Origin of the sequence: Rhodopseudomonas palustris, assembly GCF_003591005.1 — a bacterium.
Taxonomy (GTDB): Bacteria; Pseudomonadota; Alphaproteobacteria; order Rhizobiales; family Xanthobacteraceae; genus Rhodopseudomonas; species Rhodopseudomonas palustris_K.
In genome coordinates, this window is record NZ_QYYD01000003.1 from 280,726 (window position 1) to 298,617 (window position 17,892).

General features: G+C 67.4%; 20 protein-coding genes and 1 other RNA gene. 18 read left to right on the top strand and 3 right to left on the bottom strand.

What is annotated here, in order from left to right; translation table 11 throughout:
• The first annotated feature begins 178 nt into the window (after positions 1 to 178).
• The 3 genes from D4Q52_RS04745 to D4Q52_RS04755 all read left to right on the top strand — a co-directional run bounded on the left by D4Q52_RS04745 (position 179) and on the right by D4Q52_RS04755 (position 1,960).
• Positions 179 to 760, top strand: a complete 582-nt coding sequence (locus tag D4Q52_RS04745; RefSeq protein WP_119855384.1) for a PadR family transcriptional regulator — start codon at positions 179 to 181, stop codon at positions 758 to 760.
• 81 nt (positions 761 to 841) lie between these two features.
• Positions 842 to 1,375, top strand: a complete 534-nt coding sequence (gene petA / locus D4Q52_RS04750; protein WP_119855385.1) for a ubiquinol-cytochrome c reductase iron-sulfur subunit — start codon at positions 842 to 844, stop codon at positions 1,373 to 1,375.
• A gap of 201 nt (positions 1,376 to 1,576) precedes the next feature.
• Positions 1,577 to 1,960, top strand: coding sequence for a NifB/NifX family molybdenum-iron cluster-binding protein (locus tag D4Q52_RS04755; RefSeq protein WP_119855386.1), 384 nt, complete (start codon positions 1,577 to 1,579; stop codon positions 1,958 to 1,960).
• Between the two features lie 144 nt (positions 1,961 to 2,104).
• Here D4Q52_RS04755 and D4Q52_RS04760 read toward each other — a convergent pair whose 3' ends face one another.
• Positions 2,105 to 2,308, bottom strand: a complete 204-nt coding sequence (locus D4Q52_RS04760; protein WP_119855387.1) for a YgaP family membrane protein — start codon at positions 2,306 to 2,308, stop codon at positions 2,105 to 2,107.
• Between the two features lie 140 nt (positions 2,309 to 2,448).
• On the opposite strand from D4Q52_RS04760, the gene D4Q52_RS04765 reads away from it, so the two are divergent.
• The 12 genes from D4Q52_RS04765 (at position 2,449) to D4Q52_RS04820 (ending at position 15,431) form a co-directional block, all read left to right on the top strand.
• Positions 2,449 to 2,769 carry an ArsR/SmtB family transcription factor gene (locus D4Q52_RS04765; protein ID WP_182915230.1) on the top strand — a complete coding sequence of 107 codons (321 nt, stop codon included), beginning with the start codon at positions 2,449 to 2,451 and terminating at the stop codon, positions 2,767 to 2,769.
• A 1-nt stretch (position 2,770) separates the two neighbouring features.
• Entirely contained in the window at positions 2,771 to 3,766 is a 996-nt protein-coding gene (locus D4Q52_RS04770) for an efflux RND transporter periplasmic adaptor subunit (protein WP_119855389.1), read from the top strand.
• Complete coding sequence (locus D4Q52_RS04775) at positions 3,763 to 6,987, top strand: efflux RND transporter permease subunit (RefSeq protein WP_119855390.1); 3,225 nt, start codon at positions 3,763 to 3,765, stop codon at positions 6,985 to 6,987. Before D4Q52_RS04770 ends, D4Q52_RS04775 begins: the two co-directional genes overlap by 4 nt.
• Positions 6,988 to 7,049: 62 nt before the next feature.
• Positions 7,050 to 7,697 carry a DsbA family protein gene (locus D4Q52_RS04780; protein ID WP_119855391.1) on the top strand — a complete coding sequence of 216 codons (648 nt, stop codon included), beginning with the start codon at positions 7,050 to 7,052 and terminating at the stop codon, positions 7,695 to 7,697.
• A 156-nt stretch (positions 7,698 to 7,853) separates the two neighbouring features.
• Complete coding sequence (locus D4Q52_RS04785; RefSeq protein ID WP_119855440.1) at positions 7,854 to 8,162, top strand: hypothetical protein; 309 nt, start codon at positions 7,854 to 7,856, stop codon at positions 8,160 to 8,162.
• Between the two features lie 4 nt (positions 8,163 to 8,166).
• Positions 8,167 to 9,432, top strand: a complete 1,266-nt coding sequence (locus D4Q52_RS04790) for a ferric reductase-like transmembrane domain-containing protein (protein WP_119855392.1) — start codon at positions 8,167 to 8,169, stop codon at positions 9,430 to 9,432.
• Complete coding sequence (locus tag D4Q52_RS04795; protein ID WP_119855393.1) at positions 9,429 to 9,788, top strand: cytochrome b5 domain-containing protein; 360 nt, start codon at positions 9,429 to 9,431, stop codon at positions 9,786 to 9,788. Before D4Q52_RS04790 ends, D4Q52_RS04795 begins: the two co-directional genes overlap by 4 nt.
• Before the next feature lie 163 nt (positions 9,789 to 9,951).
• Positions 9,952 to 11,064: an efflux RND transporter periplasmic adaptor subunit gene (locus D4Q52_RS04800; protein ID WP_119855394.1), complete on the top strand. Its 1,113-nt coding sequence runs from the start codon at positions 9,952 to 9,954 to the stop codon at positions 11,062 to 11,064.
• Positions 11,065 to 14,145, top strand: a complete 3,081-nt coding sequence (locus tag D4Q52_RS04805) for an efflux RND transporter permease subunit (RefSeq protein WP_119855395.1) — start codon at positions 11,065 to 11,067, stop codon at positions 14,143 to 14,145.
• Entirely contained in the window at positions 14,142 to 14,444 is a 303-nt protein-coding gene (locus tag D4Q52_RS04810) for a DUF3240 family protein (RefSeq protein ID WP_119855396.1), read from the top strand. The genes D4Q52_RS04805 and D4Q52_RS04810 overlap by 4 nt, the downstream gene beginning before the upstream one ends.
• A gap of 101 nt (positions 14,445 to 14,545) precedes the next feature.
• Positions 14,546 to 15,016 (top strand): methyltransferase family protein, encoded by a 471-nt coding sequence (locus tag D4Q52_RS04815; RefSeq protein ID WP_234831065.1) that lies wholly within the window; start codon positions 14,546 to 14,548, stop codon positions 15,014 to 15,016.
• Positions 15,017 to 15,038: 22 nt separating this feature from the next.
• Positions 15,039 to 15,431: a rhodanese-like domain-containing protein gene (locus D4Q52_RS04820; RefSeq protein ID WP_119855397.1), complete on the top strand. Its 393-nt coding sequence runs from the start codon at positions 15,039 to 15,041 to the stop codon at positions 15,429 to 15,431.
• A gap of 215 nt (positions 15,432 to 15,646) precedes the next feature.
• Here D4Q52_RS04820 and D4Q52_RS26165 read toward each other — a convergent pair whose 3' ends face one another.
• Complete coding sequence (locus D4Q52_RS26165; RefSeq protein WP_147407749.1) at positions 15,647 to 16,057, bottom strand: hypothetical protein; 411 nt, start codon at positions 16,055 to 16,057, stop codon at positions 15,647 to 15,649.
• A 195-nt stretch (positions 16,058 to 16,252) separates the two neighbouring features.
• Between D4Q52_RS26165 and D4Q52_RS04835 the strand changes: the two genes are divergently transcribed.
• Positions 16,253 to 16,447 carry a hypothetical protein gene (locus tag D4Q52_RS04835; protein ID WP_147407751.1) on the top strand — a complete coding sequence of 65 codons (195 nt, stop codon included), beginning with the start codon at positions 16,253 to 16,255 and terminating at the stop codon, positions 16,445 to 16,447.
• A gap of 6 nt (positions 16,448 to 16,453) precedes the next feature.
• On the opposite strand, the gene D4Q52_RS04840 is transcribed toward D4Q52_RS04835, so the two are convergent.
• Positions 16,454 to 16,918 (bottom strand): hypothetical protein, encoded by a 465-nt coding sequence (locus tag D4Q52_RS04840; RefSeq protein WP_119855400.1) that lies wholly within the window; start codon positions 16,916 to 16,918, stop codon positions 16,454 to 16,456.
• A gap of 164 nt (positions 16,919 to 17,082) precedes the next feature.
• Between D4Q52_RS04840 and ssrS the strand changes: the two genes are divergently transcribed.
• Both ssrS and D4Q52_RS04850 read left to right on the top strand, forming a co-directional pair.
• A non-coding RNA gene (gene ssrS / locus D4Q52_RS04845) (6S RNA) lies at positions 17,083 to 17,243 on the top strand.
• Between the two features lie 59 nt (positions 17,244 to 17,302).
• Positions 17,303 to 17,890, top strand: a complete 588-nt coding sequence (locus D4Q52_RS04850; protein WP_119855401.1) for a 5-formyltetrahydrofolate cyclo-ligase — start codon at positions 17,303 to 17,305, stop codon at positions 17,888 to 17,890.
• Positions 17,891 to 17,892: the final 2 nt, after the last annotated feature.

Consider the following 17,892-nt stretch of genomic DNA (forward strand, 5'->3'; position numbering starts at 1 on the left):
CCGCGGATTGATCTCGATCAAATCCGCCGCGCCGGAAAGGTAATCCAGAACAGTGGCTTAGAGTATCTGCCCACCTTTTTGCGTCCTCGTCTGCGACAATGGGCGAAACCGCCAAGATATATCTTTACAGGGTTCGGAACTCGGGCGTAGGGACGATATATCTTATGCGGAGTTCCCGATGGACGGCCTCGACAATGGCGGACGGCGATGCGGTTTCGGGATGCCCGGCTGCCGCTGGGCACGCCGCGGCAGCGGGCGCGGCATGGGCGGCGAGAGTACCCGTGCCAGCCGCATGCTGGGGCAGGGCGACCTCAAGCTGATGGCGTTGGCGCTGATCGCCGAGCAGCCGCGCCACGGCTACGACATCATCAAGGTGATCGAGGACAGGACGGCGGGCTGGTACGCGCCGAGCGCCGGCGTGGTGTACCCGGCGCTGACCTTCCTGGAAGATATCGGCCACGTCATCGCCCAGCCGGAGGGCGCCAAGAAGCTCTACGTCATCACCGACGACGGCCGCGACTATCTGGCCGAGCGCCGTGGCCTGGCCGACGCGGTGTTCGATCGGCTCGCCGCTTTCGGCGAGTCGATGCAGCAGCAGAATGGCGAGGGCAGCAATGCCGGCGAACTGCCGCCGCTGCTGCGCGCCGCGCTCGACAATCTCCGCGCCGTGGCAATTCGTCGGTTCGCCAGCGACTCCGACAACGAAGCCGAACTCGTCGCGGTGCTGGCCCGCGCCGCCGGTGAACTTCGCAAGGTTTAATACCAAGGGCGGGCGATCCCGCCATCTTCGCCGCACTCCGGATCCGCGATCCGCCGCGCCGGCGATCATCAGGAGACCATCATGACCGCAATCACTTCAGAACAACCCAATCGACGCGACGTGCTGTTTCTCGCCACCGGCGCACTCGCTGCGGTCGGCACCGTGTCGGTGGTGTGGCCGTTCGTGGCGCAGCTCAATCCCGACGCCTCGACCATCGCGGCGGGCTTCCCGCTCGAAGTCGACCTCGCGCCGATCGCCGAGGGCCAGGTGGTGAAAGTGTTCTGGCGTGGCCAGCCGATCTTCATCAGCCACCGCACCCCGAAGGAAATCCAGTCCGCCCAGAGCGCCGACTGGCAGAGCATGCGCGATCCGCAGCCGGATTCCGCGCGGGTCAAAGCCGGCAAGGAGCAGTGGCTGGTGGTGTCGGCGATCTGCACTCATCTCGGCTGCGTGCCCACCGAACATCAGGGCAATTACGACGGCTGGTTCTGCCAGTGCCACGGCTCGCAATACGATTCGTCGGGCCGCATCCGGCTCGGGCCTGCCCCGGCCAATCTGCCGCTGGTCCCGTACAAATTCGCCTCCGATACGCAGATCATCATCGGCGAGACGTGAGGCGGCGGCTGTCTGACCTAGTTCGCGCACCCGCGCACCCTTCGGGGCCCTGACTCTCCGCGTCATTGCGAGGAGCGAAGCGACGAAGAAATCCAGCCCCGTGCTCGGCGCTGGATTGCTTCGCTTCGCTCGCAATGACGACCTGCGACTCCTCTTCGAGCGAGACGCGGTCCTCCATCCTGCATAAGAAAGCCCTCCATCATGCTTATCGCTGTCGCCAGTCAGAATTTCCGCACCGTTACAGGCCATGCCGGCAAGAGCCGCCGCTTTATGGTGTTCGACGCCGCCCACGGCCGCGCGCCGCGCGAGGTGCAGCGGCTCGATCTGCCGAAGGAGCAGTCGATCCACGAGTTCGACGAGCGCTCCCCGCATCCGCTCGACCGCGTCGAGGCGGTGATCGCCGGCAGTGCCGGCACCGGCTTCATCGCCCGCATGGCGGCCCGCGGCGTCCGCGCCGTCACCACGGCCGAGACCGACCCGGTCGCCGCCGTGCAAGCCTACCTCTCTGGCACCCTGCCGCCGCCAGCGCCGGACGATCACGACGAAGCGGAAGGTTGCGGCTGCAATTGCGGCAAGGCGGAGTAGCCCACAGGCCTGCGTTTCCGTCATTGCGAGGAGCACCCGGATCGGCGCTTCGCACCGTCCGAGCACAGGCTCCGCGACGAAGCACTCCATGCCGCGAGTGGGGCGCTGGATTGCTTCGCTTCGCTCGCAATGACGGGGCGGCGCTTACGAAAACGCCGTCCCGTCCTTCACGCCCAGTTTCTTGAACACCATCGCCGCCGGACAGAAGCCGGTGAACGACGCCTGGATCATGTTGACGCCGGCAAAGGCGGTCAGCAGCAGCCAATAGGGGCTGATCAGCCAGCCGAGCAGCAGGCTCGTCAGCACGACGCAGCCGGCGAAGGCGAGGACGGCGCGATCCAGGTTCATGGCGGTGCTCCTTCAGAACGGATTTTTGCAAGACTGATGTTTTCGGACCGAGCGGGCCGCGTCACCGGCCCGCTATCCGCGCATTGACAATATATTCGTATAATCTTATATACGCAACTATGAAGATACAGGCCGACCTCATGGAAGCCGCCGCCGATCAGGCCAGCGAATTGCTGAAGGCGCTGTCGAACCGCCATCGGCTGTTGCTGGTCTGCCAGCTGATCGATGGCGAGCGATCCGTCGGCGAGCTCGCCGAGTTGCTCGGCCTGCGCGATTCCACCGTGTCCCAGCATCTCGCGCTGCTGCGCAAGGACGGCGTGGTGGCGGCGAGGCGCGACGGCCAGACGATTCACTATTCGATCGCGAGCGAGCCCGCCCGCGAACTGCTCATCACTTTGTACCGGCTGTATTGCCCGGCCCCGGCGGCTGGGCCAGCCAACAGAAAATCCGCGGGGGTCTGAGATGAAGATGCGCGACCTGATCGGCGGCGCCGTCGCCGCCCTGCTGCTCGGCGGAGCCGCGCTCGCGGCCGAACCGGTGCTGACAGTGGCGGAGCGCAAGGTGGCCGACGAGAAGGCGGTGTTCGCCACGGTCGAAAGTATCAGCGTGGTGCCGGCGCGGGCGCGGATCGGCGGCACGGTGATCGCGCTCAAAGTTCGCGAGGGCGACAGCGTCAGCCGCGGCCAGGAGATCGCGACGATCGGCGACGACAAGCTGACGCTGCAGATGAATTCGCTCGACGCCCAGATCCAGGCGCTGCAGGCGCAGGCCGGGCAGGCGCAGATCGACTACGACCGCACCTCCGGACTGGTCGAACGCGGCACTCTGCCGCGCACCAAGCTCGACGAAGCCCGCACCACGCTCAACGTCGCCGACAACAATCTGCGCGCCAAGACCGCCGAGCGCGCGGTGGTGCAGCAGCAGTTCAAGGAAGGTCAGGTGCTGGCGCCGGACGATGGCCGCGTGCTGAAGAAGATGATCACCGTCGGCTCGGTGGTGCTGCAGGGCGATCCGATCGTCACCGTGGCGCAGCAGCACTACAAGCTGCGGCTGCGGGTGCCGGAGCGGCACGCGCGTTTCCTCAAGCAGGGCGACCGCATCCGCGTCGACGGCGCCGAGGCCGGCGATGCCGCCGCGAAGTTCGGCACCATTGATCTGGTGTATCCGCAGATCGAGGACGGCCGTGTCGTGGCCGATGCCACGGTCGAGGGCCTTGGTCAGTACTTCGTCGGCGACCGGCTGCGGGTGTGGATCTCCGGCGGCGAGCGGCCGGCTTTCGTCATCCCGTCGCGCTACATCCGGACCGAGTTCGGCATTGACTACGTCCGGCTTGGCGCACCGGGACAAACCGTCGCCGTGCCGGTGCAGCGCGGCCGCGAACATCCCACCCCCGACATGCCGGACGGCCTCGAAATCCTCTCGGGCCTGCGCAACGGCGACAGGCTGGTGCAGCCGTGAATCTCGGACTTTCAGGCCGCCTGACCAAGGCGACCATTCAATCGCCGCTGACGCCGCTGTTTCTGCTCGCCTCGCTGGTGGTCGGGCTGATCGCGCTGGTCGCCATCCCGCGCGAGGAGGAACCGCAGATCAGCGTGCCGATGGTCGATATCCGCGTCAACGCCGACGGCTTGCGCGGCCCCGACGCGGTCGAGTTGGTGACCAAGCCGCTCGAAGCGATCGTCAAGGGCATCGACGGCGTCGAGCACGTCTACAGCCAGACCGAAGACGACCGCGTCATGGTCACGGCGCGCTTCCTGGTCGGCACCAAGGCCGAAGACGCGATCCTGCGCGTGCACGAGAAAATCCGCGCCAACATCGGCGCCATTCCGGTCGGCATCCCCGAGCCGCTGATCGTCGGCCGCGGCATCAACGACGTCGCCGTCACGGTGCTGACGCTGTCGCCGAAGCCAGAGGCGGCATCGCGCTGGACCGACAAGGATCTCTATGAGCTCGCCGACAAGCTGCGCGCCGAGCTGATGAAGGTCGACAGCATCGGGCTGACTTACATCTCGGGCGGCGGCGCGCAGCAGATCCGCGTCGAGCCCGATCCGGAGAAGTTGTCGCTGTACGGCGTGACGCTGCAACAGCTCGTCGCCAAGGTGAAGGACGCCAACCGCTCGTTCCTCGCCGGCAGCGTGCGCGACGCCGGCACGATGCGCAGCGTGTCGGCGGGGCAGACGCTGAGCGGCATTCCGGACATCGGCCTGCTGCTGATCGCGACGCGCGATAATCGGCCGGTCTATGTCAAGGACGTCGCGCAGGTGATCATCGGGCCGAATGCCGCCGAGCATCGGGTGTGGACCGACACGCGCGACGGCGGCGGAAAATGGGACCGCGTCCCGGCGGTCAGCCTGGCGCTCGCCAAGCGCGCCGGCGCCAACGCCGTGGTAGTGTCGCACGACATCCGCGCGCGGCTCGCCACCCTGCAGGGCACGCTGATCCCCAGCGACATCGCTGTCACCACAACGCGGGACTACGGCGAGACCGCCAACGAGAAGGCCAACGAGCTGCTGCTGCATCTCGGCATCGCCACGATCTCGATCGTGGTGCTGATCGCGATCGCGATCGGCTGGCGGGAGGCGGTGGTCACCGCGGTGGTGATCCCGACCACCATCCTGCTCACGCTGTTCGCGGCGAAGCTGATGGGCTACACCATCAACCGCGTCAGCCTGTTCGCGCTGATCTTCTCGATCGGCATCCTGGTCGACGACGCCATCGTGGTGGTGGAGAACATCGCCCGGCACTGGGGCATGAAGGATGGCCGGCCGCGGCTGCAGGCTGCGATCGAGGCGGTGGCTGAGGTCGGCAACCCGACAGTGATCGCCACCTTGACGGTGATCGCCGCGCTGCTGCCGATGCTGTTCGTGTCCGGGCTGATGGGCCCCTATATGGCGCCGATCCCCGCCAATGCCTCGGCCGCGATGCTGTTCTCGTTCTTCGTCGCCATGGTGGTGGCGCCATGGCTGATGCTGAAGCTGGCACCGAAGCCCGGCGCAGCCGGGACATCGCACGACGCCCACGACGAAGGCCGGCTCGGCCGGCTGTATCGCCACATCGCGGCGCCGATCGTCGCCAGCAGGCGCGCGTCGTGGATCTTTCTGCTCGGCGTCGGCATCGCGACGCTGCTCTCGATGGTGCTGTTCTATACCAAGTCGGTGACCGTCAAGCTGCTGCCGTTCGACAACAAGAGCGAGATTGCCGTGGTGGTCGATCTGCCCGAAGGTGCGAGCCTCGAAGACACCGAGCGCACGTTGTTCGCTGCCGCGGACATCGCCCGCGGCCTGCCGGAAATCACCACCGTGCTGAGCTATGCGGGCACGCCGGCGCCGTTCAATTTCAACGGCCTGGTCCGGCATTACTACTTGCGTGAGCGGCCCGAACTCGGCGAGCTGCAGGTCAACCTCAAGGAGCGCGGCGATCGCGGCCGCGCCAGCCATGCCATCGCGCTCGATCTGCGCGAGCGGCTGAAAGCGTTGAACGTGCCGCAGGGCAGTAGCATCAAGGTGGTGGAGGTGCCGCCGGGGCCGCCAGTGCTGGCGACGCTGCTGGCCGAGATCTACGGCCCCGACGCCGCGACCCGCCGCGCCGTCGCGCGTGAACTTAGGACCATCTTCACCGACGTGCCATTCATCGTCGATGTCGACGATTCGATCGGCGATCCGCGGCCGCGGCTGCGGCTGTCGATCGATCAGGATCGGCTGGAGTTCTTCGGCGTCGAACAAAAGGACGTGTACGATACCATTGCGACGCTGTTCGGCGGCACCCAGGTCGGCTATTCGCATCGCGGCGAGGACCGCAACCCGATCGAGATCGCGGTGCGGCTGCCGAAGCGCGATCTTGCCTGGACCGAGGCGCTCGCTTCCACACCGGTGCCGGCCAATACGCTGCCCGGCAGCAAGACGGTGGTCGAGCTCGGCCAACTGGTGAAGGCGACGCGCGAAGCCGGCTCGCCGCTGATCTTCCGCCGCGATGGCCGCTTCGCCGACATGGTGATGGCCGAACTCGCCGGGAAATTCGAGGCGCCGCTGTACGGCCTGCTCGAGGTCGACAAGCGGATCGAAGCGCATGATTGGGGCAAGCTGCCGAAGCCGGCGATCAGCCTGCACGGCCAGCCGACCGACGAGTCCAGGCCGACCGTGCTGTGGGACGGCGAATGGGAAATCACCTGGGTGACGTTCCGCGACATGGGCGCGGCGTTCGGCGCGGCGATCCTCGGCATCTACGTGCTGGTGGTGGCGCAGTTCAAAAGCTTCCGGCTGCCGCTGGTGATCCTGACGCCGATCCCGCTGACGCTGATCGGCATCCTGATCGGCCACTGGCTGCTCGGGGCGCCGTTCACCGCGACCTCGATGATCGGCTTCATCGCGCTCGCCGGCATCATCGTGCGCAATTCGATCCTGTTGGTCGATTTCATCCGTCACGCCGAGGCTGCGGGCAAGACGATGCGCGAGGTCGTGCTGCAGGCCGGCGCGGTGCGGTTCAAGCCGATCCTGCTCACCGCGCTGGCGGCGATGATCGGCGCGGCGACGATCCTGCTCGATCCGATCTTCCAGGGTCTGGCAATCTCGCTGCTGTTTGGCCTCGCGTCATCGACGCTGCTGACCGTGCTGGTGATCCCGGCGATCTACATCGCGCTGCGCGATGGTCCGGTGAAACCGAAGGGGCTGACGCCAAAGTGATCGCATTTCCGGTCGATCCGGGGCACAACAGGCGCTCCGTAGACGATAATTGGAACCCGACGATGATCACCCGCCGCTCGGCCTTGTTGACCGCCCTGACATTGCCGCCGGTGCTTGCCACGCGTGCCTTCGCAGCGCCCGCGGTGTCGGCACCCGACGACAACGTGCTGTCGACCGAGGCGGTGCTGCGCGATCCCGACATTCCGGTCGCGGGCAATCCCGACGGCGATATCACCATCGTCGAATATTCGGATTATCGCTGCCCGTACTGCAAGAAAGTGGCGCCGGAGCTGATGCAGGTGGTGCAGGACGACGGCAAGGTTCGGCTGGTGCTCAAGGACTGGCCGATCTTCGGCGGCATCTCGGTTGACGCCGCCAAGCTGGTGCTGGCCGCGAAGTATCAGGGCAAGTTCCTCGAGGCCCACAATGCGCTGATCGGCGCCAGCGCGAAGCTGACCGAGGGCATCATGAACGATGCACTCAGCAAAGGCGGCGTCGACGTCGCTCGCGCCGGCAAGGATCTCGACACCAACAGGGACGCGATCGCGGCGATTCTCAAGCGCAACGACACGCAGGCCCGCGCCTTCGGCTTCCAGGGCACCCCCGCCTTCATCATCGGCCGCTTCCGCGTCCCCGGCGTGATTGACGCCGCGATGTTCAAGCAGGCGATCAAAGACGCGCGCGCGGCGGCCGCGCAGCAGAAGAAGTAATCACCCGAAGATCTCTCCCCGTCATTGCGAGTCGCTTCGGCTAGTTCGCCACGGCTGGAAGGTGTGTGCTGGTGTCGTGCTCGCTTGATCTGAATCATCCTCGCATGCGGCGGCGCGCGCTAATCTGAGCCGTCGCACCGCAGCAGGATGACGATCATGCCCTGCAGTCGAAGCGCGGCCGTCATCGCCGCAATCATGTGGTTGGTCGGATTAGTCGTCGCTGCCGCCGCCGGGCCGTGGCGGGCGGACGAGGGTAATACCCGCGGTTGGATGCTGATGTCTCCGCAGGAGCGGATCGAGCACCAGGCGCGGGTGCGCGGCTTCACCGATTACGACGCCTGCGTGGCCTACCGAATGGAGCATCACGCGCTGATGGTGCAGCGGGCGCGCGAGCGCGGTCTCGCGCTGCCGGGCGAGCATTGGGACTTCTGCAGCCGCCTGAAGCGCGGCGTTGCGCAGGAGTAGGGCGGTGGCGTCCGCCTCATCGCGCCTGCAACGCTGGTCGATCCCGCTTCTCACGCTGGCAGTGCCGCTCGGCTTCGTGGTGTGGGCATTTCCGGTCGGGCCGGCGCCGATCCGTGCGGCCGGCATTGTGGCTGGCTGGCTCGGTTGCGGGCTGCTGCTGGTGAGCCTGCTGCTGATGCTGCGCGAACCGCGGCTCGCCGGCTGGCTCGGCGGGCTGGAGCGGATGTATCGCTGGCACCATGTCACCGGGGTGTCGGCCTATGTGCTGCTGCTGCTGCATCCGCTCGCGCTCGCGGCGAGCAATTTCGGCGCCTCGCCGGTAATCGCCTGGCAAACCCTGTCCCCGTCCAGCGAAAGCTGGCCGATCTGGTCGGGCTGGCTCGGCCTGCTGCTGTTGATGGCGGGGCTGGCCGCCACCTTTCTGCCGGGCATCCGCTACGACATCTGGCGTGCGCTGCACGCGCTGCTCGGCGCCGGCGTGCTGATCGGGCTCGTCCATCTGATCCTGCTCGGCATCGACGAGCCGGTGCTGCCGATCCTCGCGGCCGCGGCGGCGATCCTGGGCTGGCGCCTGGTGCGCGGCGACCTCGGCCTCGCGGCGCGGCCCTACATCGTTGCGACGGTGCGCAGCCTCACCGAGCGCTCGGTCGAGGTCGCATTGCGGCCGCTGGCGGAGCCGGCGACGGTGACGCCAGGACAATTCGTGCTGGTCGCGTTCGGCGATGGGCCGGCTTATCGCGGCTGCGGCGAATTTCATCCGTTCACCGTCAGCTCTTCCGGCAGTGACGGCGAGCTGCATCTTGCCGTCAAGGCGCTCGGCGATTGTACGCGCCGGATGCTGTCGATCACGCCGGGCGTCGCGGCGAGGGTGATCGGCGGCTTCGGTGGCCTGCTCGGCGAAGCCGAAGCGGCGCCGCAGCTGTGGATCGCCGGCGGCATTGGCGTCACGCCGTTCGTCGCCATGCTCCACGACCACCCATCGCGCCAACCGGTCCGGCTGCTGTATTTCTACCGGAGCGAGGGCGATGCGATCTATCTGTCGGAGCTGCGTGCGATGGCGGCGTCCGATCCGCATCTGACGCTGCAGCCGGTCGCGACCGGGGATGAGCTGCCCGACCTCGGCGGTCTATTGCCGGAAGCCGGCGCACTCATGGACGTCGAGTGCTGCCTTTGCGGCCCGCCGGGTCTGATCGCAGCGGCGCAACAAGCGCTCGAGGCGCGCGGCGTCACGGCTCGGCACATCCACTCCGAAAACTTTGAGTTCAGATGATGCGCACCTTGTATTTCGTCTCGACGGCAGTGTTCTGGCTCGCCGTGCTCGGCTTCTGGGGTGGTAGCGCCTGGGCGCCCGGGGCCCGGCAACCGGCGGTCGCGGCCGAGCGGGAGGTGACGGCGGCAGAGCTGGCCCGCCACGCTACGCCTGCCGATTGCTGGATGGCGATCCGCGGCGGCGTCTACGATCTCACGGGCTATCTGCCCGACCATCCGTCGCGGCCGCAGGTCATCGAGCCGTGGTGCGGCAAGGAAGCCACCGAGGCGTACAACACCAAGACCCGGGGCCGGGCGCATTCTGGCGAAGCCGATGCCATGCTGCCGAAGTACAGGATCGGGCGGCTCGTGCCGTGAGCTGCCGGCAATCGGATGGCGCAGACGTGCGCCGGTGCGGTTGACGAGCGCGTCAGCATTCTGTCAGCCGGCCCGGCCTAAGGACTTCACAGATGCGACGGCTGCGAGGCGGCCGGCGCGCCGTTGGCTTCGGCCGGTCCGTACCCGACATCGAAGAAGGCCCATGCTCCGCGCCGTTACCATCATCATGTCCGCCGTCTGTCTGACCGCGCCGCTCGCCGCCGCGCCAGTGCGCGCGGGTGACGAACTCGCGATTTCGGCGGTGCAGGCCGAGCGGGTCGGCATCGAGACGTCGCCGCTGGAGCAGCAGCCGGCGCCGGCCGGGCTCAGCTTTCCGGGCCGGATCACCGTGCCGCCGGATCGCACGAGGCTGATGAATGCGCAGCTCGGCGGCCGCGTCGAGCGGCTGCTCGTGCGTACCGACGCCGTGGTCAAGGCCGGCGACGTGCTCGCCGAAATCCAGAGCCCGGCGCTGGCGAGCGCGCAAAGCGAGTTTCTGGTCGCCTTCAACAAGGAGCGGCTGCTCAAGACCAATCTCGACCGCGAGGAGCAGCTCGCGCCTTATGGCGCGGTGCCGAGGAAGCAGGTGATCGTCACCCAGAGCGAATACGACCAGGCCCGCGCCACCGCCGCCGAGCGCCGCGCCGCGTTGCTGCATGTCGGCATGACCGAGGCGGCGATCGACCGGCTCACCGCCACCCAGAAGCTCGACCCGAAGCTGACGCTGATCGCGCCGATCGACGGCGTCGTGCTGGACAGCGCCACGATGCCGGGCCAGACCGTCGAGGCGCTGGCGCTGATCTTCAAGCTGGCGCAGCTCTCGCCGCTGTGGGCCGAGGTGCAGGTGCCGGCGCTGCGCGCCGAGGATTTCGCGGTCGGCGCCCGCGTCACGCTGAAGGGCCACGACTGCATCGGCCGCGTCGTGTCGATCGGCTCGAGCGTCGAGCCGACCTCGCAGACGGTGATCGTGCGCGCGCAGTTCGACGAGCCCGACACCGACCTGCGGCCGGGCCAGATGATCGAAGCGCAGATCGCGTCCACCGCCAGCGGCAAGACCGAATGGCGGGTGCGGACCGGCGCGATGGTCCGGCGCGGCCCCGAGGCCTATGTGTTCGTGCAGACCGACACCGGCTTCGTCGCGACGCCGGTGAAAGTCCGCGAGGAGCTGCCGGCCTTTGCGGTGGTCAGCGGCAGCTTCCGCGGCGACGAGCGCATCGTGGTGCGCGGCGTCGCGGCGCTGAAGGGCGCCTGGCAGGGGCTCGGCGGGGTCGAGTAGATGCTGGCGCGTCTGGTCGAGTTCTCGCTTGCGCATCGGCTGCTGGTGGTGCTCGCCACGCTGCTGCTGATCGGCGCCGGCATCGTCGCGGTGCGCGGCCTGCCGATCGACGCCTTCCCGGATGTCTCGCCGGTGCAGGTCAAGATCATCATGAAGGCGCCGGGCATGACGCCCGAGGAGGTCGAAACGCGGGTAACGATGCCGCTCGAGCTCGAGATGCTCGGCATCCCCAACAAGACCATCCTGCGCTCGACCACCAAATACGGCCTCGCCGACGTCACCATCGACTTCACCGACGGCTCCGACATCTATTGGGCACGCAATCAGGTCGCCGAGCGCTTGGCTTCTGCGATGAAGGACATGCCGGACGGCCTCTCCGGCGGCCTCGCCCCGATCACCACGCCGCTCGGCGAGATGTTCATGTTCACCATCGAGGGCGGCGAGCTGTCGCTGGCCGAGCGCCGCACGCTGCTCGACTGGACGATCCGCCCGGCGCTGCGCACGCTGCCGGGCGTCGCCGACGTCAACTCGCTCGGCGGCTATGTCCGCAGCTTCGAGATCATCCCCGACAATCTCGCGATGGCGGCTCGCGGCATTTCGATTGACACGCTGCAGAAGGCCGTCAAGGCCAACAACCGCAACGGCGGCGCCGGCCGTCTCACCGCGGGCGAAGAGGTGCTGCTGGTCCGCGTCGACGGCCAGGTGCGCACGCTCGACGATCTGCGCAACATCGTGCTGGCGTCGCGCGACGGCGGCATGGTGCGGGTGCGCGATGTCGCCGACGTCCGCATCGGTAGTATCACCCGCGCCGGCGCGGTGACGCGCGACGGCGAGGGGGAGGCGGTGCAGGGCCTGGTGCTCGGCCTGCGCGGCGCCAATGCGCGCGACGTCGTCGAGGCGGTGAAGAGCAAATTCGCCGAGCTGCAGCCGACGCTGCCCAAGGGCGTCGTGCTCAACGTGTTCTACGACCGCGGCGATCTGGTCGGCCGCGCCATCGCTACGGTGTCGAAGTCGTTGATCGAGGCCGTGGTGCTGGTGATCGTGCTGCTGATCCTGTTCCTCGGCGACTGGCGCGCCGCATTGGTGGTGGCGCTGACGCTGCCGCTGTCGGCGCTCGCCACCTTCGAGCTGATGCGCTCGGCCGGCATGTCGGCCAACCTGATGAGCCTCGGCGGCCTCGCGGTGGCGATCGGCATGCTGATCGACGCTGCCGTGGTGGTGGTCGAAAACATCGTCTCGCATCTGGCGCACGACCGCCACGCCGCGCATGTGCCGCTGCTGCACCGGATCTATCAGGCGCTGCGCGAGGTCGTGACGCCGGTCACCTCCGGCATCGTCATCATCGTCATCGTGTTCCTGCCGCTGCTGACGCTGCAGGGGCTGGAGGGCAAGCTGTTCATCCCGGTGGCGATGACCATCGTGTTCGCGCTCGGCTCGTCGCTGCTGCTGGCGCTGACGGTGATCCCGGTGTTGGCCTCGCTGCTGCTCAAGACCTCCGGCCATGGCGACACCTGGCTGGTGCGCAAGATCAGCGCAGGCTACACGCCGGTGCTGCGCTTTGCGCTCCGCCGCGAGAAGACGGTGCTGGCGGCCGCGGTCGTTGCGCTGATCGCCACCGGGTTCGCCTATGGCCAACTCGGTAAGATCTTCATGCCGACGATGGAGGAGGGCACGCCGATCGTCAGCGTCGAGAAGCTGCCCTCGATCAGCCTGGAAGAAAGTGTCGATCTCGATCTCAAGATCCAGCGCGCGGTGATCGGCACGGTGCCGGAAGTCACCAGCATCGTCGCCCGCGTCGGCTCCGACGAGATTGGCCTCGATCCGATGGGGCTGAACCAGACCGATACGTATGTGATCCTGAAGCCCGAGGCGGAGTGGCGGCGGCCGCACGACAAGGAGGCGCTGCTCGGCGAGATACGCAAGGCGCTCGCCGAATTCCCCGGCATCGGCTTTAGTTTCACCCAGCCGATCGAGATGCGGGTGCAGGAGATGATCATCGGCGCGCGCGGCGACGTGGTGGCGAAGATCTTCGGCACCGATATCCCGACGCTGAACAGCCTCGCCGAACAGATCACCGCGACGCTGAAGACGCTGAAGGGCGCCGAGGACGTCCGCACCACGCTGAACAAGGGCTTCGAGTACTACAGCGTCAGGATCGACCGGCTGCAGGCCGGCCGGCTCGGGCTGGACGTCGACCAGCTCACGGAGGCGCTGCGCGCCCAGATCGACGGCGAAGGCGTCGGCATCGTGGTCGAGGAGGGCCGACGCACGCCGATCAGCATTCGCGGCAGCCAGGCGCTCCGCGAGTCGCCGGCGCGGCTGTCCGGCGTCAGCCTGGTGCTGGCCGGCGGCCAGTCGGTGCCGCTCACCAACGTCGCCAAATTAGAGCGGATCGATGGGCCGGTGAAGATCGACCGCGAGAACGGCAAGCGGCTGGCGCTGGTCATGAGCAACGTCACCGGCCGCGACCTGGTCGGCTTCGTCGACGAGGCCAAGGCAGCGGTGGCGGCGCACGTCAAACTACCTGAGGGATACAGTATCGTCTGGGGCGGCCAGTTCGAGAACCAGCAGCGCGCCGCGGCGCGGCTCGGCATCGTGGTGCCGATTGCTTTGGCTTTGGTATTCCTGCTGCTATTTACCACCTTCGTGTCGCTGCGGCAGTCGCTGCTGGTGTTCATCAATATTCCGTTTGCGCTGGTCGGCGGCGTGTTCAGCCTGCTCGTCTCCGGTGAGTATCTGTCGGTGCCGGCCTCGGTCGGCTTCATCGCGCTGCTCGGAATCGCGGTGCTGAATGGCCTGGTGCTGGTGAGCTACTTCAACACGCTGCGCCAGCAGGGCCTGCCGCCGGACGAGATCGTGATGCTCGGCGCGCAGCGGCGGCTGCGGCCGATCCTGCTCACCGCCAGCATCACGGCGTTCGGACTGGTGCCGCTGCTGTTCGCGGCCGGTCCCGGCGCCGACGTGCAGCGCCCGCTCGCCATCGTGGTGATCGGCGGGCTGGTGAGTTCGACGCTGCTGACGCTGGTGATCCTGCCGGTGCTGTATCGGCGCTTCGGCATTGAGCGGGAGGCCCGCCAATGAGCAGCGTCGTGCTGACCCTGATCGCGCCGAGCGAGCTGAAGGAAGGACTGGTGGCGGCGATGCTGGCGTATCCGCCGACCGCCGCGGCGGGCTTCATTGCGCGCGAAGTCGAGGGCTACGGCCACAATGTCGATTTCGACAGCATCCTCGAGCAGGTCCGCGGCCATACGCTGGCGGTGGAGATTGTCGTAGCACTGTCGGAAGCCGAGGCCCGCGGCTTGCTCGACGCATTGGCCGACGAGCTGCCCGGCCGCGGCATCGCCTGGCGCATGATCGCGGCGAGCGGCGGCGTCCTGTAGCGCTCCGCGTTCGCGGCTTGGCGGGCGCGCAAGATTTGGATAGAGACATGCGAATATTGGAATTGAACGCGGGGCGCCGCTGGTCCCGTCGCGAGATCATGATGGCCGATTTGTCCCGTCCCAACGTGCTGCCCTGGCCGCCGATGCTGCTGGGCACTGCCGCCGTGCTGGCGATCACGCTCGGCTTGGTGGCGCCGTTGCCCACGACGGACGCCGGGTGGGTCACCTTGCCGGGCTTCGTGCTGCTCGTGCTAGGGCTCGGCCTCGACATTTGGGCGATCCTGACAATGCGGAGCGCCCAAACCAACATCCTGCCGCACCGCGGCGCCGACCGGCTGGTGACCTGGGGGCCGTTCCGCCTCAGCCGCAATCCGATCTATCTCGCCAATACCCTGCTGCTCAGCGGCATTGGCCTCGCCTTCGGAAATCTATGGTTTGTGGTCTTCGCGCTTGTGTCGGCCTTCGCGGTCGATAGGCTTGCGATCCGCCGCGAGGAGCGCCATCTCGCGCAGCGGTTCGGCCGCGACTGGGCCGACTACGCGGCTACTACGCCGCGCTGGCTGATCCGATGAGCCGCCTATCAGGGAGAGTTGCATGACGACAAGCATCAAGCAGATGGTCGAAGCCGCCAACGCCGCGGTGCCGCGCATCGATGCGGCGCAGGCGCGCGAAATGCTGGCGCAAGGCGCCGTGGTGATCGACGTGCGCGACGCGCCCGAGGTCGAGACCACCGGCAAGATCGACGGCGCGCTGCACATCTCGCGCGGCATGCTGGAATTCCGCGCCGATCCGGAGTCGCCGATCCACGATAAACGGCTCGATCGCGACAAGCCCGTGCTGCTCTACTGTGCGTCCGGCGGCCGCTCGGCGCTGGCCGGCAAGGCCCTCAAGGATCTCGGATACAGCCAGGTCTACAACCTCGGCGCCTTCAAAGACTGGTCGGAGTCAGGTGGCGCCGTTGAAAAGCCGATCGAGGGCGGGATGTAGAGCGGGGGTAGTCCAATCGGGCTTGGTCCGAGCGTCTCTGCGTCTCCGCTCCCCTCCCCCTTGCGGGGAGGGGTCGGGGGTGGGGGGCCCCAGGCACCTGCGCCGCTGAGACTCCCAGGCACTGCGTGCGTGTCGCCCTCACCCCAACCCTCTCCCGCAAGCGGGAGAGGGAGCGCGCTGCGGGTTGGGGCGGACCGACGGGGGCTTGGGCGGGGCTATGCCCTGGCCTTCTTGGTTTTGGCTTTTGCTGACTTGGATTTCGCGGTCTTCGATTTTGCCGCTTTAGATTTCGCCGTCTTGGCGGCGGATGTTTTGGCTTTGGCGGCCGTCTTGGTCACCGTTTTCGGCTTCGCCTTCGCTGCGGCCTTGGCGGTCTTGGCCGTCTTACCCGCCGCAACCGACTTCTTCGCCGGCTTCGCGGCGGACCGTTTCGCCGCGGCCGTTTTGCCGGCCTTGGACTTTGCGGCAGCGGCCTTTGATCCCGCTGCTGCGCCGGTGCGCTTGGCGGATTTTGGGGCATCCATCAGGCCGGCTTTCGCCAGGCGCTTGCCGGTGGAGCCTTCCACGACGCTCTTCACCGCCTTCTTGGCGGCCACCTTGGTAATCGCTGCGGCGCCGTCGATCATCATGTCGATCAGGCTGTCGACCAGCTTCGGCTTGTCGGCTCCGCGGCTGTCCGCCGGCTGTGGGCTGGGCGCGTCGCGCTCGGGAGTGTCGTCCACTGGTGATCCTCCGCAGTGTCAAACCGTCCAGGGCGCCATGATCTACAGGAACGATGCCGCGCGACGGCTTTTGACGTGATGACAACAAGGTATCAGCAGATGTCGGAAATCATCACTTTGTTCCAGCTTGCCGCGCCGGTGTCGGTGCTTTTGGCGCTGGGTGTTGCAGCTGTGCTGGCCGTTACGCTGCTGCTGCGCCGCTTCGGCAGGCCGCTGCTGCGCCGGCCGCGCGTCGTGACGGTCGCGCGCCACCGGGAATTGCTGCGGCAGATGGAAACACGCAGAAGGGACTAAGTCACCTCAACGCGTCAGGAATTTCCAAGCCACCACGATCGCCACCAGCACGGCGAAGATCAGTAGCGCCGGGATCGGCTTGCGTCCGCCCGGCGGCAGCGGCCGGGCGCCGCGGTCGGCCGGGCGCGCCGGCGCGGGCTTCGGCTTCGGCGGCTTCTGAAAGCGCACCACATTATCGACCGGCGCCTCGCCATCATTCGCCGGCACGACGCGCGGCTCGGGCTCCGGCGCGTCGCCGGTGCCGCCCATGTCGCTGTAATAGGCCTGATAGGTCTCGCGCACCGCGATCGTCTTGGATTCGATCTCGCTCATCCGGTCGAGCCGTTCGCGATAGCCGTTCAGCACCTGCTGGGCGTTGTCCGGCAGGCTGTCGAAGCTGCCCAGCTTGGCCATCATCAGCCAGGTGGCGAAGTCGGCCTCGGCCCGGGTGCGGGCCTTGCGCGCAATGGTGGTGCTGGGCTTGGCGGCCATGGTGCTCCGATCGGTCGTCTCTCCGGATCGCTCGGATTGATGGCGATCATGCGACCATTCGTTTGAATAGCCCAAAACAACTTCCGGTGTCAGCACTCGTCCGGCTCGATGCAAATCTCTCCGGCGCTCTGGCGGATCACCGGTATGATCGCTACATTGCGACGGCGAGGCTGCGTTTCGCGTCAGGAGCCATATATCCCCGGGGCCTTATCGATCCTTCCGGGAACTGTCTCTGGCCGGGTCCGTGGACCCGGTCACATGGTGCCCACCTACTTTCGTAGGGAACTCCGGGATCGAGCGCTTCAACGGTTATCGTGGCTTCGCACTCCTTTCCCTGCCGATGCTCGCAGTTTCCCTGACAGGCGCGCCTGCCTATAAGCGGGTATGTCCGAGCTGACCGACGCCCCTAGCAAGAATGATCTTCGCACCGCCGCCCTGGCCCGCCGCCAGGCGCTGAGTGCGGCCGAGCGCGATGCCGCTGCCGCGGCGATCGCAGCGCGCGGCCTGCCGGTCGAACTGACGGCTGATGCGGTGGTTTCCGGCTACGCGCCGATTCGCGGCGAGCTCGACCCCCATCCGCTGATGCAGGCGCTGGGGGCGCGCGGCGCCCGGCTGGCGCTGCCGGCGGTCGAGCAGCCGGGTCAGCCGCTTCGTTTCCATGCCTGGCAGCCGGGTGACGCGATGATCCGCAGCCCGCTCGGCATCGACGAGCCGCGCCGCGACGCGCCCGAACTGATCCCCGACATCCTGCTGGTGCCGCTCGCGGCGTTCGATACGCTCGGCCATCGCATCGGCTACGGCGCCGGCTATTACGATCGTACGCTCGAGGCGCTGCGCGCGGCGCGCCCGATCGTCACCGTCGGCCTCGCCTTCGCGGTGCAGCAAATCGCGGCGGTGCCGGCCGCGGCCCACGACGTGGCGCTGGATTATGTGCTAACCGAGCGGGAGACGCTCAACTTCCGGAGTCGATAGGT

Excerpts from the sequence above, each read along its gene's own strand:
- D4Q52_RS04745 (WP_119855384.1), top strand. The coding sequence starts at position 179 with ATGGACGGCCTCGACAATGGCGGACGGCGATGCGGTTTCGGGATGCCC.
- petA (WP_119855385.1), top strand. The coding sequence starts at position 842 with ATGACCGCAATCACTTCAGAACAACCCAATCGACGCGACGTGCTGTTT.
- D4Q52_RS04755 (WP_119855386.1), top strand. The coding sequence starts at position 1,577 with ATGCTTATCGCTGTCGCCAGTCAGAATTTCCGCACCGTTACAGGCCAT.
- D4Q52_RS04760 (WP_119855387.1), bottom strand. The coding sequence starts at position 2,308 with ATGAACCTGGATCGCGCCGTCCTCGCCTTCGCCGGCTGCGTCGTGCTG.
- D4Q52_RS04765 (WP_182915230.1), top strand. The coding sequence starts at position 2,449 with ATGGAAGCCGCCGCCGATCAGGCCAGCGAATTGCTGAAGGCGCTGTCG.
- D4Q52_RS04770 (WP_119855389.1), top strand. The coding sequence starts at position 2,771 with ATGAAGATGCGCGACCTGATCGGCGGCGCCGTCGCCGCCCTGCTGCTC.
- D4Q52_RS04780 (WP_119855391.1), top strand. The coding sequence starts at position 7,050 with ATGATCACCCGCCGCTCGGCCTTGTTGACCGCCCTGACATTGCCGCCG.
- D4Q52_RS04785 (WP_119855440.1), top strand. The coding sequence starts at position 7,854 with ATGCCCTGCAGTCGAAGCGCGGCCGTCATCGCCGCAATCATGTGGTTG.
- D4Q52_RS04795 (WP_119855393.1), top strand. The coding sequence starts at position 9,429 with ATGATGCGCACCTTGTATTTCGTCTCGACGGCAGTGTTCTGGCTCGCC.
- D4Q52_RS04800 (WP_119855394.1), top strand. The coding sequence starts at position 9,952 with ATGCTCCGCGCCGTTACCATCATCATGTCCGCCGTCTGTCTGACCGCG.
- D4Q52_RS04805 (WP_119855395.1), top strand. The coding sequence starts at position 11,065 with ATGCTGGCGCGTCTGGTCGAGTTCTCGCTTGCGCATCGGCTGCTGGTG.
- D4Q52_RS04810 (WP_119855396.1), top strand. The coding sequence starts at position 14,142 with ATGAGCAGCGTCGTGCTGACCCTGATCGCGCCGAGCGAGCTGAAGGAA.
- D4Q52_RS04815 (WP_234831065.1), top strand. The coding sequence starts at position 14,546 with ATGGCCGATTTGTCCCGTCCCAACGTGCTGCCCTGGCCGCCGATGCTG.
- D4Q52_RS04820 (WP_119855397.1), top strand. The coding sequence starts at position 15,039 with ATGACGACAAGCATCAAGCAGATGGTCGAAGCCGCCAACGCCGCGGTG.
- D4Q52_RS26165 (WP_147407749.1), bottom strand. The coding sequence starts at position 16,057 with ATGATCGACGGCGCCGCAGCGATTACCAAGGTGGCCGCCAAGAAGGCG.
- D4Q52_RS04835 (WP_147407751.1), top strand. The coding sequence starts at position 16,253 with ATGTCGGAAATCATCACTTTGTTCCAGCTTGCCGCGCCGGTGTCGGTG.
- D4Q52_RS04840 (WP_119855400.1), bottom strand. The coding sequence starts at position 16,918 with ATGGCCGCCAAGCCCAGCACCACCATTGCGCGCAAGGCCCGCACCCGG.
- D4Q52_RS04850 (WP_119855401.1), top strand. The coding sequence starts at position 17,303 with ATGTCCGAGCTGACCGACGCCCCTAGCAAGAATGATCTTCGCACCGCC.